Genomic DNA, 19,326 nt, shown 5'->3' with positions numbered 1-19,326 from the left:
AAATTTAAGATTTTTTGAGGACAAATCCTGTACCCTTTATGGAGGAATTTCTTAAAAAAATTATAAATTTTGATATTACTGAGGCAATTGCATTGGAACTTCCATCAATAATATTTCTGAATCTGCGGTAGATTCCAAAACAAAACTTTCTGTATCCCAAATTCCTAATCCGTCTCTTTCATTCAAAATCTGATCTCCAATTTTTGCAGAACCTTTGATAACAAAAGCGTAAACGCCGTTTCCAGCTTTATGGATTTTATATTCTTTAGAAAAACCTTTGTCAAACTTAGCCAAATTGAACCAAGCGTCCTGATGAATCCAAACGCCCGCATCATCAGCATTTGGAGAAAGGATTTGCTGAAAATCATTCTGAACAGAATTTTCTTCAATGCTTACCTGGTCGTATCGTGGAGTGACGTCGGTTTTGTTTGGGATGATCCAGATTTGTAAGAATTTCACCGGTTGTTCCGTGGCATTTTCCTCGCTGTGCATAATTCCTGTTCCGGCAGACATTACCTGGATATCGCCTTTTTTGATGATTCCTGAATTGCCCATATTGTCGCCGTGTCTCAATTCGCCCTCCAACGGAATAGAAATAATTTCCATATCGCGGTGCGGATGTCTTCCAAAACCCATACTTCCTTCTACAAAATCGTCATTCAAGACTCTTAGAACTCCGAAATTATTTCTCTCCTGATTCTGATAACCGGCGAAACTAAATGTATGTTTGCTTTTCAACCAACCGTGATCTGCGTGGCCTCTGCTGTCTGATTTATGATAAACTGTTTTCATTTTAAATTGATTTAATTTGTTAGACTTTTTAATGACACAAATTTCCAGCTTTCAAAATCCCTGCACATTGATGTACGATAAGAACGGTTCTGTGAGTTGAGCCCTTCGACAAGCTCAGGATGACAAACTTTAAAGGATTAAAACGCTTCTTCCATTTTAGAATCTTTCCTGAGGAATAGAAATAAAGCAAAAATAAGTACTGTAACCAAACTCAAATATTTTAAAATGTCTGAGAATAGATCTGAATTGTCCTGAAAAGCGCCCAATGTATTGGTCATCATTCCGGTTCCTATCTGATTTGCAGCCATCATTGATCCTGAAACCAAAACCGCAAGTTCTGGAAATTCCATCGTGGCCCAGCCAATACTTCCCGGGAACAATGATCCCATAAAAAAACCAATCGCTACCATCAAACTTAAAACTATGGGAGCTGAAGATGAAGAAATTAACAGCCAAAGTAAAATTCCCACCAACAAAGGAGAAATCAAAAACATCCTTGAAAGATCAAACCGTTTTGAGAAAATTCCAAATAACAATCGGTTGACTGCAATTCCGCCCCAAAACAGAGACAAACCGACAGAAGCACTGCTGTTATCCAGTCCTAAATTTTTAAGAATGACAGATCCGAATCCTCCAAAAGTTCCTTCCAAAAATCCATATAAAACAATCGTAATGAAGAAAAGCCAAAGTTTTGATGGAATTTTAAATTGTTTTGGTAATTGAAAAATATCGCCACTTTCCAGTTTGATAAACATTAATAATATAAAACTAACGAGCACCGCCACAAAAATAATTGCCGGAATGAAAATCCAATCTTTTATATCAGAAATCAAACCCATCATAAAAGGTGAAGTTGATGTTCCCAAACCTACCAAAAATTGCAAAACCAGAATGGCTGAAGTTTTATTTTCATTGAATAAACTTGCTGCTAAAGGATTGAGCGTCGTGATGGAAAGTCCAAATCCAAAGCCTGTCATTGCCACCAAAATCAACAGACTGTAAAAAAGAATTGCTTTATCATTCAAGAAAAATTGCAATGTCCATAATATTGCTGTTGACAATATCATTAATAAAATCCCTGACGATAATATTATTTTCGTACCAAATTTATTGACTAAAAATGGTGTAACGAGACAAGATATCGTAATAAAAATAACCTGCGGAATAAAAAGATTACCGAACTGCGAAGCCGATAATCCAAACAAAGACTGATCTGTCAAAACCGGAGCCAACGCCGGAAATATTACAAAATTAACTCCAGTAAGAAACCCTAAAAGGAAGATAATGACGATTTTGAATGTCCTGGAATCCATTATTTCAAAACATTATTTTTAAGATGTTCTCCTACTCTCAGAGCCATTGCCACAATCGTAAGAGCCGGATTCACAGCGCCACTCGAAACAAAAAAACCTCCGTCTACGATATACAGATTTTCCAGATCGTGGGCTTTACAATACGTATCAACTACAGAAGTTGAAGAATCTGTTCCCATTTTCGTCGTTCCATTTTGATGTGCCGGAGAAGCAATTCCAATGCCTTTGCTAAAGTAAATCCCCTTGAAGAAAAACGAATTAAATTTGCCGGAATGTTTCAGCGCTTGTACGAGTTCGTGCTTCAGCAGATCGTGACCTTTTTGGTTATTCGGTTTGTAAGAAACTTTGATTTGTCCATTTTCCACCGTTATTCTATTTTCCGGATCAGGTAAATCTTCGGAAGTCAGCCAAAAATCTACAGCATGTTCTGCCATCAACTCGAAAGTGAATCCCGGCGCAGGAACCGGACTGTCAGCTGCAATCTGATGTTCGTCAGATTTCCCCAACATCTGGATATGACCCAACGGAAATTCGTAACCGCGATTGGCGTGGTAAAAATCATTAATTCCAAAAGTTTTTCCAAATTTCGAATGGTTCTTTTCTGTATACAAAGCCACCAAAGCTGTGTTCTGATGAAACATATAATTTCGACCGACCTGATCCGAACTATTAGCCAAGCCATTTGGAAACCCTTCGCTGGCGCTTTTCAGAAGCAAAGCGGCAGAGTTGATCGCTCCGGCGGAAAGAACAATCAAATCTGCAGACAAAGTTTTAATTTCTCCATTTTGGTCAACCACAATTTCAGAAATCCTTTTTCCCGAAGCGTCGGTATTCAGTTTGAGAACTTTTGTATTGGTTGCCAATTCTACATTGGGATATTCCAAAGCTTTTGCTAAAACGGAAAGATGCGCATCGCCTTTTCTCTCTGATGCATCGGGAAAACCATCGAAACGATCTAGTGTGTAAGGCGCATTTGCAGTTTGATGTGGTTTAAAATTAACACCAACGGGCAGTTCAAAAGGATGTAAACCATAGTTTTTCAATTCATCAAAAATCTCCTGGATTCTTGGTTCATGAGGCAAGGGCGGATTTGGATAAGGCTCAGCATCGAATGGTTCCGTAGGATCACTCCCTCTTTTTCCGTGAACGTGATAGAGTTGTTCTGCTTCCAGATAATAACTTTTCAGATCTTCATATTGGATTGGCCATGCAGGCGAAGTGCCACCGAAATGTTTGATTTCCTGGAAATCTTCTTTTCTAAGTCTGAATAATGCTGCGCCATAAAATTTGGTATTTCCACCGACATTGTAATGCATACCGGGGCGGAATTCGTTACCATTCTTATCCAGCCACAGTTCCGTAGTTGTATATCTGTTCTTCTGGAAAACTTCAACAGAATCCCAGTTTTCTTTTTCCACTGGTACAAAATCACCTCTTTCTACAACAAGTATTTTTTTTCCAGTATTTGCGAGTTGATAAGCCATAGTTGCACCGCCAGCGCCGCTACCTATGATAATGATGTCGTACATTTTAATAATTTAAAGAAACTAAGTTAGAGACTTATATAGGAATTTAGCTTAATAAAAACTTAAATTTTGATTAAATTTCAAACAAAAAAACCACCCGATCTGGATGGTTTATATTATAAATCTATTTTATTTTAAAAATGAACCTGCTGAATTTCTTCTGCAATTTCTTTTGGTGTTTCTTCCTGAGATTTGATGAAAATCAAAGTAATCAATGCGCCCAATAACATACAAGCGCCACCAACCACAACATAATCAATGGCCATATTTCCAAACAGTTTTGAAACTATTGGTCCTCCGAAAACACCGTTGATTATTTGTGGAACAACAATGAAGAAATTAAAAATCCCCATATAAACGCCCATTTTTCTTTGTGGAATAGCATCTATCAACATTGCGTAAGGCATCGCCAAAATACTTGCCCAAGCAAAACCTAATCCTACCATCGAAATCCAAAGCATCGAAGTATCTTTGATGAAGTACATAGAAATCAGACCTAAACCTCCACTTGCCAAAGCTAATGCGTGCGTTTGTTTTTTGCCAATCTTTTTAGCAATTGGTGTAAGTAGAAACGCAAAAGGAATTGCAAATAAATTATACATTCCAAATAAATGATTTGTTAAATCTCCAGCCGTGCTAAAAGCTTTTGAGTGAGTATCCTCCGGAGAAAGTCCAAAATGATGTGTTGCCAAAGCGCTGGTTGTGAAAACCCACATTGTAAAAAGCGCAAACCAAGAAAAGAACTGAACGATTCCCAGTTTCTTCATCAGGTTTGGAATATTCGCAAAGTCTTTGAACATATCAGAGAATTTGGAATGCTCTTCTGCCACTTCTTTTCCACCTTCGAATTCTGCAAACTCTGCTGGAGAATATTCTTTGGTTGTGAAAATCGTGTAAAGAATCGAAACAATCAAAACAGTTGCGCCAACATAAAATGCATAAATAACGTTATCTGCCACATAACCCTCTGCTGCTACATTTGAAACACCTAATTTCGTTAACCAATTTGGCATTTCCGAACCAATCACTGCTCCAATTCCAATCAAAATGGTTTGGATTGAAAAACCTAATGTTCCCTGATGTTTCGGCAACATATCACCGACTAAAGCTCGGAAAGGTTCCATTGCAATGTTGACAGAAAAGTCCATCATCGCAAGGAAAATAACGGCAAGCAACAAAACATTCGCAGCAATCATATGCGTTACGGAAGCTGCGTTTGGAAGGAGAACTAATCCAATCGCACAGAGAACGGCACCAATCAAAAAGTACGGTTTTCTACGGCCAAGCGGACTCCAAGTGTTGTCGCCCATATGACCGATGATTGGTTGCACAATCAGCCCTGTAACAGGCGCCACCAACCAGAACCAAGAAAGCTCGTGAACGTCAGCACCAAGGTTTGCGAGAATACGGCTCGCATTTCCGTTTTGCAATCCAAAGGCCATCTGGATTCCCAAAAATCCCATACTCATATTGATAATCTGAGCGATGGAGAGATTTGGTTTAATTTTTTTTGTCATTTTATATTTTAAGGTTTTTAAGGTCTATTTTAATTTCTGAATCATAGCGTCTTCAATTGGTGATTTTATTTTCACCACTTCATCCACTACTTCATTTGGAACCGTTACAGAGAGAACATATTGTTTCACTTTCCATTTTCCACCGATTTTTTCGACAACGCCGGAACCTCGGCAGATTTTCATTTGGGTATCAAGAATTTCATCAAACCAAGCGTAATTTCCGTCTTTGCTGAAATAGATATTTCGTTTTAAGGATTTGAAATTCCAGGTTGTTTTCTTGTCGAAAAATGGTTTTGCCCATTCTTTAAATTCTTTTTTGTTCCAGACTTCTGTCGCATCTGTTCCGATGAAAGTTGATTCTTCCGCAAAACAATCAAAGTATTTTTCAAAATCTGCATTGGCTGCAAGCGTGTTGAAATCATCCAGTAATTTGTTGATATTCTTTTTCTGAACATTCTCGTAGAAGCCTTTTTTCTGGGCAGAAAGAGAAATTGAAACAGATAGAATTAGAAAAAGTAATAGAGACAAATATTTTTTCATAATCTATTTTAAGGTTTTAAGTTTATTATTTTCGAGTAAGGATTTCATTTGAGTGATGGCTACTTTGTTGAGTTGAACAAGTCTTTCATTTTGAGAAAGATTTTGCTGTATAAATAATGCATTGATACTTTCCAGATTACTCAAAACTACCAATTGTTCTAATGTTGCCTCATCTCGAATATTTCCTTTTTTCTCAGGATTTTTATCTCTCCATTCTTTGGCCGTGATTCCAAAAAGTGCAACATTCAACAAATCTGCTTCATTCGCATACACAAAACCTGTCTGTTGTTTCGTAATTTCTTTAGGAATCAAATTAGCTTTGATGGCATCGGTATGAATTTGATAATTGATTTTGGAAATGGTTCTTTGTAAGTTCCACTCGAGATTGAGTCGGCTATTCTCATCATCTTTGAGTCGCTGAAATTCCTTAATCAAATAAATTTTAAACTGCGGACTAATCCACATTCCAAACTCAAAAGCAATATCGGGACGAGCATAAGTTCCTCCGTATCGTCCAGCTGTAGCTTTGAGCCCAATCGCATTTGTTTTTTCGACCCAATCTTTTACACTTAGTTTGTAACTATTCAAACCAGCTTGACTTTTAATTGTGGCGAATTCGCCATAATTAAAATCTGGATTATATACAGATTCCCAAATCCCAAGATATTCAACTGTATTTCTATTTCTCAACCAATCCGAAATAAAAAAGTCACCATCTTTAGCTTTCAGCATATCGGTCAGTGAAACATATTCTTGTTCATTATCAAGAATAACAGTTATTTCTTTTCCTTCGACTTGTATTTTTTTATTTTTCGCCATTTCAGAACGATAAACTAATTTTATTTAAGCTCTAAAATTAATGAAGATTTTCCAGCGACAGACAAATTTGTTTTCAAATCAAAATCTTTGTCAGAAAGGATGTCCTTTCCTTTTGTCAAATTATTAAGACCTTCGGAAAAACGCTTCAAATCAAGGTTTTGGGTTTCTTTGTTGTTATTGATGACCACCATTACCCTTTTGTTATCGGTGTAACGGAAATAAACATAAACGTTATTATTCGGAATGTAATGCAAGGTTTTTCCTTTGTGAATCGCCTCATTTCCTTTTCTCCAGTTTAGGATTTTTTTGGTGTAATCGAAGTATTCACTTTGAGAAGCCGTTCTTCCCGATTTTGTGAAAGCGTTGTTTTTATCACCAGCCCAACCACCTGGAAAATCCTGACGAATCTCGCCGTCACCGCCTTTTCCTTTGTCACCGGCCATTCCGATTTCGGAGCCGTAATACAATTGCGGAATGCCACGAACGGTTAAAATCAAGCTCATCGCTAACTTGTAATCTTCAACTTTTGGATAGGTTTGATTCAATCTGTTCGTATCGTGATTTTCTGCGAAGACCAAGATGTTATTGATGTCCGGATAAAGGAAATCATTGGTAAAATTCCCGTAAACTCTCTGCATTCCTGCATCCCAGCCTGGCTCTTCCTTGAAAGCCTGCCCAACGGCATCAAACAATGTAAAATCCATTACAGAAGGCAAATGAGAATTATAGCCTTCTATCGCTGCGATTTTGGAATCCTTCTGCCAATACGCCATTTGAGCTTGGTCTTGCATCCAAACTTCACCAACAATGTTGAATTTTGGGTATTCGTCTGTGATGCGTTTTGTCCATTCTGCGATTCCTTTTTTGTCGTTGTAAGAATAAGTGTCAACTCGAAGTCCGTCAAGGCCAGCGTATTCTATCCACCAAATCGCATTTTGAGCCATATAATTGACAACCATTGGATTACCTTGATTCATATCCGGCATTGTTGTATCGAACCATCCGTCCATACAAGCGGCTTCGTCCACTTTTGCTGCATTGGTATCGAACTGCGTGGTCATTCTGTAATTGCTTCTCTGGAAACCATTCTTACCTTCTTCCCAATAATGAATCCAATCTTTGGAAGGCAAATCCTGGATAATCCAACTTTTTGAACCCCAATGGTTTGTAACATAATCCATCACAAGTTTCATTTTGCGTTTGTGAAGTTCGTCCGCCAGATTTTTGTAATCATCGTTGGTTCCGTAGCGTGGGTCGATTTTGTAATAATCGCTTTGTGCGTAGCCGTGGTAAGAAAAGCTTGGCTCGTTATCCTCCAGCAAAGGTGTGTTCCAAAGTGTGGTAACACCCAATTCACTTAGATAATCCAGGTTTTTTACAATTCCGGCAATATCACCGCCGTGACGGCCGCCAGTTTTTGTTCTGTCAGATTTCTCGGCTGTGTCTGGTGTATTGTCATTTTTCGGATTTCCGTTGGCGAAACGGTCCGGCATTACCAGATACATTACGTCTGACGAAGTGTAAGAATCTCTGTTTGCAGAATTCTGTTGTCTTTGTTTGAATTCGTAATCGATGGTTTTGACGGTTTTGTTTCCGTTTTTGAAATTCAGTTTTGTTTTTCCGGGCTGAATTCCGTTGGTGTCGATGGTTACGAAAAGGTAATTTGGGTTTTCAACTTTTTTAACTTCTTTGATTTTGATTCCGTTGGAGAATTCGGGTTGAAGATTGTTGATGTCTTTTCCGTAAACCAGGAGTTGAAGTTCCGGATTCTTCATTCCGCTCCACCAAAATGCAGGTTCTACTTTCTGAACCTGAGAATAGAAAATGGAAGAAAGGATGATTGAAGAAAATGTGATTATTTTTTTCATAAAATATTTTTTTAAGGTCTATATTAAATTTAAGCAAAATTTTGTTTCATTGAGTTTTAAATTTGAACACAAAGTCCACAAAGATTTTTTTTATTATCTAACTGTTTTTAAGGTTCACAAAGGCGTAAAACTCATCAAAGATTATCGTTACTTCCTAAATTATTAAAAGTAAATAATTATGTTTTTATATTGATTTAAATTTCAACAATTTCTGCTCTCTTAGCAATTTTGTTAGCGAGCCAACTTACGTAGAATAATTGGAAACTGTGATAGATCATTACCGGTAGCAAAAACAAAACTTTCTGCTCATCCGGAATTCCTAAAACCAAGAGGAATAAACTTCCGTGAACCAAAGATTTCTTGGAACCGCAAAATGTTGTGGTGATGACATCTTTTGGTTTGAAGTTCAGTTTTTCGGCGATGAATTTCAGAATGTAATAGGTTGCGAAAAACAAAAAGACAACACTCAAAGCCAAAGCAACGAACACAAATGAAGGCACAGAAACGAAAATATTTTCTATAAATGCTGTTGAAAAACTTTCGTAAACAATCATTAAGATAATCAGTTTGTCAAATTCTGAAATGACATTCGCATATTTCGTTACCCATTTTTTGAAAATTGGATTAAGCAAAACCCCTAAAATGATTGGTAGCAAAACTTTCAATAATAATTGCTGGATGATTTCGGATTGATTTCCGCCTTCTCCATTTGATGTCAGGAAAAAACTCATCAAAAGTGGTGTCATCACAATACCAATAATTCCTGAAATGGATGCATTGAAAATCGCTGAAGTGACATTTCCTTTTGCGATAGAAACCATTACAACTGAAGATGAAACCGTGGAAGGTAAACTTGCCAAAAAGAAAACTGACAGCCAAATATTGTAGTAAGGCGTATCTTTCAAAAACGGATAAAATATCAATGCCAACAATGGAAATATGATAAAAGTCCCTGATTGAATCAGTAAATGCAGTTTCCAGTTGGAGACGTCTTTTACAACTTTTTTCAGATTAAGTTTCAGTCCATACAACAGAAAAATCCCTGCAATTCCCCAATCTATGAATCCTGCCAGATTGAAATACTGGTTGTAGGATTCGTGGAAGGGAATGACTTTCGCCAATATGACCATTCCAATCAGAAGGAAAAGAAAGATATTTTGTTTGTTGAAAAGTTTGGAAATCCAATTCATACCAGAGGATTTTGAAAAAAAATTAAGAAAAACTTTGTCAAAGCGTTAAACTCTGACAAAGTTTTGATTGAAGTAGAAACCCATAGCCCCGATTGCAGCGGTTACCCCACAGCAAGCCTTGGAAAAAGCTTTGGCGCGAGGAGTAATAGCGGAAAGCGGGATTAAGCTCCTAAAAAAACTCCCCCCCCGATTTCCGAACAAGCTCGAAAATCTCCCGTTCAGGGAAGGGGAATTTCTTATTATTTTATGGGTTTCAGGGAAATGGCGTAACCACCGCTTCTTACCAAATGGATTGGAAGTTTGGTTTTGCTGTCCACTGTCTTTTTGTAGATTTTGTAACTCTGCGGATTGTTGATGTAATCTGCATCTTTACCGTCTTCGTAAACTGTCGCTTCGTACTTTTTGCCTTTGTCAAGGAATGAGAAATCTACGGTGTAATCTCTAGCATTTTCGTCGGTAACGCCGCCAACAAACCAGTTTTCGGTTCCTTTTGCTTTACGCGCCGTGTGAATGTAATCGCCGGGTTCCGCGGAAAGGATTTTGGTGTCGTCCCAATCTGCCGCAACGTCCTTGATGAACTGGAATGCGTCCATATGTTTAGCGTAATTCTCCGGTAAATCTGCCGCCATCTGAAGAGGCATATACATCACGACGTAAAGCGCCAATTGTTTCGCCAAAGTCGTCTGAACGAAACGTTTGTCGCCTGGGAAATAGTAGTCCAATTTGGTTTGGAAAATCCCCGGCGTGTAGTCCATAGAACCGCCCATCCATCTTGTAAAAGGAAGAATTGTCTGATGGTCTGGCTTGTTTCCGCCGAATGCTTCGTACTCTGTTCCACGAGCGGCTTCTGCAGAAATATAGTTCGGGTAAGTACGGCTTTCTCCACCAGGACGAACGGATTCGTGGGAGTTGACCATAATTTTGTAGTCGTTAGCTTTTTCTACAATTCTGTAATAATGGTTGATGGTCCATTGCGAATAATGGTGCTCGCCTCTTGGGATGATATCGCCCACGTAACCTGTTTTCACAGATTTGTAACCGTATTTGTTCATCGTTTCAAAGGCTTTGTCAGACCATCTTTCATAGTTTGAAGCGGAGCCTGAGGTCTCGTGGTGCATAATCAAATCTACGTTTTTGGAATGGGCGTAATCATTCAACATCTTCAAATCGAAATCCGGATAAGGCGTGATGAAATCGAAAACGAATTCTTTGGAATGTCCGAACCAATCTTCCCAACCTGTGTTCCAGCCTTCTATCAACAACCCTTGGAAACCGTTTGCAGAAGCGAAGTCGATATATTCTTTGACTTTTGTATTGTTGGCGGCGTGTTTTCCGTTGGGTGTCAATTTGGAGAAATCGGTTTTTCCGATGTGAACATTTTCTGCTGTAGAGTATGCCCATTGGGATTTTCCGATAATCATTTCCCACCAAACGCCCATATATTTGGTTGGTTTGATGTAAGATGTGTCTTTGTATTTTGTAGGTTCGTTCAGGTTGAACATCATTTTGGAATCCATTACCACTTCCGCTTTTGGGGAAACGATGATGGTTCTCCAAGGTGTTGTAGATGGCGTTTGGATATAGCCTTTTGCGCCTTGTCTGTCGGCTGTCAAGTGTGTTTTGAATTTGAAATTCTGAGCGTCCACTTCCAAATGAGAAGCCGGATAATCCAGAACTGCTGCTTCACCAACATTCACGTAAAGTGGATCTTTGCCTTCTTTTTTCAACATCAAAGGTGACTGAACTGCATTTTTGATTAAAGTCTGAGATGCGTTTGAGTCAAAAGCTTTTGGCCATTGCGTTGGGATTTCAGATATTTTTGTGGTTTGGTATTGATATTCCTGAGAATCGTAGTCTGCAACAATCCACCAGGCTTTCATATCGGTTGGAAAATCAATCTCGGAATCTTCCTCTCTGATGACGAAATAATTCAGGTTTTTCTGTTGAGGAAACTCGTATCTGAAACCTAAACCGTCGTTGAACAATCTGAATTTGATAACGATGCTTCTGTCAGACGAAGTTTGGTTAAGAGTTACCGCCAACTCATTATAATCATTGATATAATTCTTTTTCTCGCCAAGAATTGGTTGCCAGGTTTCGTTTTTGGAATCTCTTTTTTCGGATGTTTTTGTGAAGCCGTTATTGAGGTCAAAACTTGCATCTTCCGGTTTTGCAATCTCGGAAGCGAACTTGATGGATGAGTCTTTGAAAAGTCTCAATCCTAATTTGGAATCTTCTACAACAACATTTCCATTATACTTTAAATTATAAAATGGAACGCCGTTCTTCAGTTTAAAATTTGCTTCGAATTTGCCGTCCGGAGACTTTAAACTTTGGGCATTGATTCCTGTAAACATCATAGAGAGCAAAGCTGCTCCAATGGTGAATTTTTTCATTTTTTTTAAGGTTTATATATGTGTTACAATATAAAAAAAGTGTTGCAACTAGGCAACACTTTAATTATTAGATCGGGAAATTATTACAATTTTACAAGTTTGTAAGTTCCTCTCTTCAAATCAACAGTGATTGTGTAGAAATTATCTCCACCACTGAATTTGATATTATTATTATCTCCGTTGATTCCCAAGTAACCGGTGTTTCCAGCAGTATGGATATTACCCCATTCTTTACCAGTCCAATCTTGTTGTCCGAGGAATTTGAATTCTGCATTATCAGGAATCTGTCTGATCATTTCAAACTTTCCGTTTCCAATAGAATTGAAAACCTCTGCACCTGCTGCGTTCCAACCTTGCAAAGATCCTACAAGATATAGGTTAGGAATATCCCAAGAAGCAGTTGTAGGCGTTACTGTTAAAGATTTAATTCCAAAATCTGCATCGATAACAACTTTGTATATTCCTGCTGCACCTGTAAATTTCATGTTTTCGTGATCTCCAAACTCAACATTAGAAGATACTGTTTTGAAATATCTCTTATCCGCATCTGTTCTTGCGTCATCAATACTATAGTTTAAAGGATTCCAATCAGCTTGTCCTAAGAATCTAAAGTTATCTGGTTGCAGATAAGTATAGATTTCTGAGATATTGTCATGCTTATACAAGTTGATAGCGTCTGCAGGAGTCCATCCAATAGCAGTTGCACCTCCTACTAAGAAGAAGTTTGGATAATCTATTTGATAAGGGGTCACTTTGAAAGTAACGATTGTAGATTTAAGCATGATGGAACCACCTGTAGAAGTTGTAGATGCTGTAACTCTTACATCAATATCATTAGCTTGACTCATTATAGCACCTGCATTCACAACAGCTGTATTAAGATCTTTGTTTGTTACTGCCAATAATTTAACATTTGTAACTTGTCCTAAAGAAGTAAAAGTTGTTGCTCCTTTTTTCGCAACCTCAACCAAATACATTACATCAACCCCATAATTAGAATAATCATTCCAAGTAAAAGTAGTTGCAATAGCAGTCTGATCTGCTGAATTAAGAACTAAAGAACTACCTGCTGTAGGTGCCGTAACGATTGGACCAGCAATTGGATATGGTGTAACTGTAAAACTGATACTATTTGAAACTTGTGAACCTGATTCTACTCGTACATAAACTGTAGATGTAGCATAGGGCGACAAACCTCCTTGAAGAAACTTGCTGTTAACATCTCCTACTGTAGTTATAAAAGTATTTGTAGTAGCAGTTCCCAAAGTAATTTTTGTAGCGAAATCTTCTGTTAAAGAAAATACAACGGTATAATCTGCAGACCCTGCTTTGTCCCAAGTCAGGACAAAAGGATTATTTTTCATACTCTCATACAATACACTACCTCCTAAAGATGTATCATATAATTTGAAACTAGCTTCTGGTGTTGCCCAGTCTCTGTCTGCATCATTATCACACGCAGTAATAACGAAAGCTGAGACCAAAGCAACAAGGAAATATTTAAATATATTTTTCATACTGATTTAATTAAAATTTACAGAAATTATTTAACAGGGATAAATGTATAATTACCTGATATATCATTAAAATATACATCATATTCCCATTCTGCCGTTACTGGAATATCTGCTCCGCCTTGGTCTCCAACGCCAAAGAATTCGTTATTGGTACTCCAAGATACTGTCCCAGAATTATTAGCTCGAAATTTAAAAACGCCTTCTTTCAAAGTAACCTTCGAAGCAGACCAAGAATGTGGATCAAAAGCAGATTTGGTAAGCTGAATATCGGTAGACCCAGTAGATGTTCCAAAAAGAGAGATAGTCGTGTAAGCAGTAGTTGGATTCGGAAGCTTTACTAAAGAATATGTAAGAGCAGTGGTATCTAAAGTTAATTTATAATAACCTTCCTCAGGAACTGTAAGGTTCCCTGAACCTCCATTTGTGCTTAAAACGCCTGCCGATCCAAAACCAAATTGAGCATCCCAAGATCCTTTCACCTTGATTATTTTAAATCCTAAATCTGTACCAGCCTTGAACAATCCTGTATAAGTATAAACACTTGCGTTTGAAGTTTTGAGCAATGGGAGTAATGTATTGTTTGTAGCCAAATTATCCCAATTTCCAACTGCTGCGCTACCTATTAAAAATAAATCCGAATAGGTATACGTAGGACTTGCACGATAAGGTGTTAGCATTAAATTTGTAATATTTGATGCCTGAGACACATCATTACTTGTTGTAAGGGCAGTGACACGAAAGTACATATTACTAGGTTGATAAGCTACTAGCCCGATGCTTTTCGCCGCTTCATTTAATTCCTTCACAGTAAATGCCTTATTGGTTACTGACTGCGTTGTTGTTGCAAGAACTTTGGGACTACTGAAAGCTTGTGTAGAGCTGATCTCCACATTATATTTAAGTTCAACAGGAACTGTCATTTTAGGAGCCTGCCAAGAAATTGTAAGCGCAGGATTGTTTTGGAAATTTTCATCTAAAACAAGATTAGATTTAGATAAGTCCATTAATACTGGAGCAATTTCGCTGTCTATTTTAATTATTTCCCGATCTTCACAAGATGTTAATCCTAATATAATAGCGATACCAAAAGCAAATTTTTGAAATATTGAATGTTTCATAATTGTATTAAATTAATATTAATAACCAGGATTTTGGATTAGATTTGGATTAGCAACGATATCATTTGATGGAATTGGAAATAAATTCCTAGTTTCATCGACAGCTTTACCATCCTTTACACCTCCTTTCCATGGCCAAAGATAACTACCAGAAGTAAATCTTCCGTATCGGATCAGGTCCGTTCTCCTTGTTAATTCCCAAGACATTTCCCTAGATCTCTCGTCTAAAAAGAAATTTGTATTTATTACTGTAACACGTGGTGCACCTGCTCTATCTCTTAAAGCATTTACATAACCTAAAGCAGTAGCAACATCGCCACCTGCGCCACCTCTGGCAACAGCTTCACCGTACATTAAATATATATCAGCTAAACGGTATAATGGAATATCTGCATCTACAAAATTCCCAGAAGTATCAGATCCTGGAGTATTATCAGAAAATTTAATGTTTTTGTATTTTATGAAACCATATCCATCTGTAAATGTTGAAATATTATTGATTTCAAGGTCTTGCCCATCTGTGTAAAAATTACCTCTTTTATCTTGAGGTGCACCATTAAATAGATTTACAAAAGATTTTGTAGTTCTAATACCACCCCAGCCACCATTGATTCCGAATTGTGCAGAAGGCATAGTTCCGCCAACTGCGGCGTGTACCATAAATGTACTTCCACCATAAGTTTTTGTGCTTGTACCATCATAGTTAACAGACAAAATAACTTCTGGATTATTGACATTATTATCTGCCATAAACAAGGAACCATAATTTGTCTTTAAGGAATATCCAGCTTGTATAACTTTATTACAATATGTAATACAATCTGTATTTCTTTGAGTTCCTGTATATACTTGAGCATTAAGATATAACCTTGCTAATAGTGACCAAGCAGCTGCTTTGTCAGCTCTACCATATTCGTTAGCTTTAGCATTTTTCAAATCATTGGCAGATGCAAGCAGTTCTGATTCTACAAATTTAAAAAGATCTGCTCTTGCAATTCTTGGTGGCGGGTTATTGATAATATCTGTTGTCTCCAAAACATATGGAACATTTCCAAATAAATCTAATGCATGATAATATGATTGCGCTCTCATAAAACGAGCTTCTGCTCTCATATACTTTGCTTCAGTTAGATTATCACCAGTTATTCCATTTGCAGATAATTTTTCATCAGTTGTATTTTTGATAAATTCATTACTTACAGCGATTACATTGTAGATTCTGAAATAAATTGCTGCCACAAAAGGATTTGATGCGTCCCAAGTCATTTGGTGCATTGCTGGTAAACCAGCATCCGCCCAGGCAATTACAGCTTCATCTGTAGTGAGCTCCTGCATACTGAACATCTGACGCAAATAGTTGGAAAATCCTCCATCGATACCTCCAATATCTGTATTCCCATCACCATTATTCTGATCACCTTGCCCACCTATTGCTAGTCCTGCATAGATTTTTGCCAAAGCAGGTTTATAATTGTTAAAATCTTTATAAAGGACTGCTGAAGTTAAGCCTAATACTGGCTCTCTTTCCAGATCGTTTACACAAGACACTGCCGCTATTAATGTACCTAATGTTATAGATCCAATAATTATTTTTTTGAATAAATATCTATTTGTCATGATTAATTAAAATTGAAAATTAAAACCTAGTGAATATACTTTTGGTCTTTGATAAAATCCGTTGTCAATGTTTCCAAAGATTTCTGGATCTATACCCTTATATTTTGTAACTACAAATACATTTTGTGCCATCGCATTCACTTTAAGATTAGTGCCTTTGCCAGCGAATTCACCTACGTTATAGCCAACAGTTAAATTGTCCATTCTTAGGAATGATGCGTCTTCTATAAACATGTCAGATAATAATTGTGTAGCAGCAAATTGAGTTTCTAAAACGCTTGAATTTGTGTTACTTAGAAAATTATTAGCTTGTATATTTGCTATAGAACTATTAGAAGCTGAGTTATTGTAAACATAATTTCCTACAACTGCTCTAAGCGATGTTCCGATATCCCAATTCTTGTAAGTAACCTTAGTTGAAAATCCGAAAATAGCTTTAGCATTTGGCGACTTATAAAAATACTTATCGTTTTCAGTAATTTTACCATCTCCATTTCTATCTACATATACACCTTCTAAAGCTTTTCCATTATTGTCAAAGACCTGTTGATAGACATAAAATGCATTAAGTGCTTGTCCAACAGTGATAGCTTGTACATAGTTATTAATACCAGAAATACTACCTGTAGAAATTTTATATGCAGCATCTACATATTGAGAAAGACTTGTAACTTTAGGGCTGAACTTTGTGAAATTGAAGTTTAAATCCCAAGTTGTATTTTCATTTTTAATCGGAACTAAATTCAAATTAGCTTCATAACCTTCATTTTCAATTACCCCTACATTTTTAATGTTAAAGTTGCTCAAATCTCCTGCCCAAGTTGGTACCTTTGCGATTAGATCGTCTGACTTTTTATTAAAATAATCAAATGATCCATTAATTCTACTATCTAGGATTCCAAAATCCAATCCAATATTTTTAGTTGTAGTAGTTTCCCAAACCAAATTAGGGTTATAAGAATCAGGACGAAGTAATGTATAGAAATTACTGCCCAGCTGATACTGAGAAGTACTACTATTACTAGATGAATAGGATCCAAACGCAGGATAAAAAGTTCCAGTTTCTTGTTGTCCGGTTTTACCCCAACCACCACGTACTTTTAGAGAATTAAGAACGCTAATATTTTTCATAAAGCCTTCTTCATTTATTTTCCAAGCCAATGATACAGCAGGGAAATTACCCCAAAGTTGATTTTTATCAGTACCATTCCAAAATGTAGAAGAACCATCTCTTCTTATGGAAGCATTAATCACATATCGATTTGCTATTGTAAAAATCCCTCTACCATAAAATGATAACAAAGTTCTTCTAGTGTCACCAGCTGTGGAAAAGTCTGTTTTTTGACCATTACCATAATAAGTTGGTGCTTCAGGAGTTATAGAACGGGTATCTTGATAAGAGTAACCGCCAATAATATCGATGTTTGTACTAATTACTTCAATTTTCTTTACGTAATTCAAATACGACTCAAACAATTTACTTTTAATCTCTTGAGAATATGAACGATAAGATCCTAATGTTCCTATTCCTTGAGCAAAATCTTTAGATACATTTACAGAACCATCACTTTTAGCATAATCATATGATCCGGTAACACTTAGCCTTAAATCAGGTAAAAAATGAAATTTATAATCTAATTGTAAACTTGGAATTACTCTTAATACAGAAGAAAGATCTCTTTTACTGTACAATAATCCCAATGGATTTCTTGTCCCATTGACATTTAGTCCGGTAGTTGCATTAGCTGGATCTAACCATTCGTAATATCCTCCGTAATTTGAATTTCCTGAACGTATAGGCTGTGTAGGATCAAAATATGTAGCTGCACCTATAGCTCCACCATCAGGAAAACGGTTTTCAGAAAATGTTCCTTTAAAATTAGCATTAACGGTCAAATGATTATCAAAAAATTTAGGGTTTAAATTCAATCCCATTGAAGTTCGTTTAAAATCATTAGTTCTTACAATACCATTTTGTTCATTGTATCCTAAAGATAATCTGTATGGTAAACCTTTAATTCCTCCAGTAAAGGCTAAGTTATTATCTGTACCCCATGCTTTTTGATAGATCGCATCTTGCCAGTTGGTATCAGACTTACCCAACAAAGCTTTTTGCGCTGCAGTACCAAAAGTATTCACAAAACCTCTGAATTGATCTGCATTCATTACGTCTGTGTTGCCCATTTTTGTAGAAACAGAAAAATTGGTATTGAAGTTTACTCTTAGCTTTCCAGCTTTACCTTGCTTGGTTGTAATCAAAATAACTCCATTGGATGCTCTATTACCATATATTGCAGCGGCAGAGGCATCTTTTAGAATATCAAATGTTTCAATGTCATTTGGATTAATTAATGCTAAAGGATTTGTAGCACCACTCAGGCTGTTAAAATCAATAGGAATTCCATCTATTACAATCAATGGATCGTTATTAATAAATGAAGATCCTCCACGTACTCTAATTGTCGAACCCGCTCCAGGAGCTCCACTATTTCCAGTAATCTGGACACCCGGTGTTTTACCAACGATCAGTTGATCGGCTGTTGTAGCCCCTCCATTAAAATCTTTCGATGTAATAGAAGAGATAGATCCCGTAAGATCTTCTTTCTTCTGCTTACCGTAACCAATCAGCACAACCTGCTCGATCTCGGTTTCTTTTTTCGCCGTATCCGTGGTTTGTTGTGCATGTAACATTGATCCGAGCAATAAGAATGCAGGAGCAATTTTTAATACATTATAGTTTCTCACAAAAAATAAATTTTTAAGGTTTATATTATTTTCAAATTTGTTTCAGAACCATACCTGATCCTGTTTCGCAATTTATAAAAAAAACAACATTATGTTAAAATATTTTTAAAATTGTTATATTTAGGCTGATTAATCTTTGAAAAATAGTAAAATTATACAGTTAAATATTTTAAAATCAAATATTTATAACATTTAACACTTTTATTCTGAATGTGAAATTTTAACACTTTTTCAAACAATTGTTTAACGTTTTCTTCTCCTAAATTAACCAATATTAATCCTATATTAATGAAAAATGAAATCAAAATCAACAAATGTTAAAATTTTAATTATCGATATTCGAACGCTTTTTAACATTCATCATTCAA

At 36.6% G+C, this 19,326-nt stretch carries 13 protein-coding genes; all 13 read right to left on the bottom strand.

Annotated features, from left to right (window positions below; all coding sequences use genetic code 11):
- Positions 1-75: 75 nt before the first annotated feature.
- The 13 genes from OPU68_RS15305 to OPU68_RS15245 all read right to left on the bottom strand — a co-directional run bounded on the left by OPU68_RS15305 (position 76) and on the right by OPU68_RS15245 (position 18,958).
- Complete coding sequence (locus OPU68_RS15305) at positions 76-792, bottom strand: pirin family protein (RefSeq protein ID WP_498474827.1); 717 nt, start codon at positions 790-792, stop codon at positions 76-78.
- Between the two features lie 137 nt (positions 793-929).
- Positions 930-2,105 (bottom strand): MFS transporter, encoded by a 1,176-nt coding sequence (locus OPU68_RS15300; RefSeq protein ID WP_498474826.1) that lies wholly within the window; start codon positions 2,103-2,105, stop codon positions 930-932.
- Positions 2,105-3,634, bottom strand: a complete 1,530-nt coding sequence (locus tag OPU68_RS15295; RefSeq protein WP_498474825.1) for a GMC oxidoreductase — start codon at positions 3,632-3,634, stop codon at positions 2,105-2,107. The genes OPU68_RS15300 and OPU68_RS15295 overlap by 1 nt, the downstream gene beginning before the upstream one ends.
- A 131-nt stretch (positions 3,635-3,765) precedes the next feature.
- Positions 3,766-5,148, bottom strand: a complete 1,383-nt coding sequence (locus OPU68_RS15290; RefSeq protein ID WP_498474824.1) for an MFS transporter — start codon at positions 5,146-5,148, stop codon at positions 3,766-3,768.
- A gap of 24 nt (positions 5,149-5,172) precedes the next feature.
- A complete protein-coding gene (locus OPU68_RS15285; RefSeq protein ID WP_498474823.1) occupies positions 5,173-5,688 on the bottom strand; it encodes a nuclear transport factor 2 family protein in 516 nt (171 codons plus the stop codon).
- 3 nt (positions 5,689-5,691) lie between these two features.
- Positions 5,692-6,507: a KilA-N domain-containing protein gene (locus tag OPU68_RS15280; protein WP_498474822.1), complete on the bottom strand. Its 816-nt coding sequence runs from the start codon at positions 6,505-6,507 to the stop codon at positions 5,692-5,694.
- 20 nt (positions 6,508-6,527) lie between these two features.
- Positions 6,528-8,375 carry a glycoside hydrolase family 13 protein gene (locus OPU68_RS15275; RefSeq protein WP_498474821.1) on the bottom strand — a complete coding sequence of 616 codons (1,848 nt, stop codon included), beginning with the start codon at positions 8,373-8,375 and terminating at the stop codon, positions 6,528-6,530.
- Positions 8,376-8,569: 194 nt separating this feature from the next.
- On the bottom strand, positions 8,570-9,565 hold the full coding sequence (locus tag OPU68_RS15270) for a bile acid:sodium symporter family protein (protein ID WP_498474820.1): 996 nt from the start codon (positions 9,563-9,565) through the stop codon (positions 8,570-8,572).
- A 239-nt stretch (positions 9,566-9,804) separates the two neighbouring features.
- On the bottom strand, positions 9,805-11,961 hold the full coding sequence (locus OPU68_RS15265; RefSeq protein ID WP_498474819.1) for a glycoside hydrolase family 97 protein: 2,157 nt from the start codon (positions 11,959-11,961) through the stop codon (positions 9,805-9,807).
- A gap of 83 nt (positions 11,962-12,044) precedes the next feature.
- Positions 12,045-13,478, bottom strand: coding sequence for a SusE domain-containing protein (locus tag OPU68_RS15260; RefSeq protein ID WP_498474818.1), 1,434 nt, complete (start codon positions 13,476-13,478; stop codon positions 12,045-12,047).
- A 26-nt stretch (positions 13,479-13,504) separates the two neighbouring features.
- Positions 13,505-14,596 (bottom strand): SusE domain-containing protein, encoded by a 1,092-nt coding sequence (locus OPU68_RS15255; RefSeq protein WP_498474817.1) that lies wholly within the window; start codon positions 14,594-14,596, stop codon positions 13,505-13,507.
- A gap of 18 nt (positions 14,597-14,614) precedes the next feature.
- Positions 14,615-16,213, bottom strand: coding sequence for a RagB/SusD family nutrient uptake outer membrane protein (locus OPU68_RS15250; protein ID WP_498474816.1), 1,599 nt, complete (start codon positions 16,211-16,213; stop codon positions 14,615-14,617).
- A gap of 6 nt (positions 16,214-16,219) precedes the next feature.
- On the bottom strand, positions 16,220-18,958 hold the full coding sequence (locus tag OPU68_RS15245; protein ID WP_498474815.1) for a SusC/RagA family TonB-linked outer membrane protein: 2,739 nt from the start codon (positions 18,956-18,958) through the stop codon (positions 16,220-16,222).
- Between the last annotated feature and the right edge of the window lie 368 nt (positions 18,959-19,326).

The organism is Chryseobacterium sp. TB1-D10 (assembly GCF_059803555.1).
This window is presented reverse-complemented; position numbering and strand designations above follow the sequence as displayed.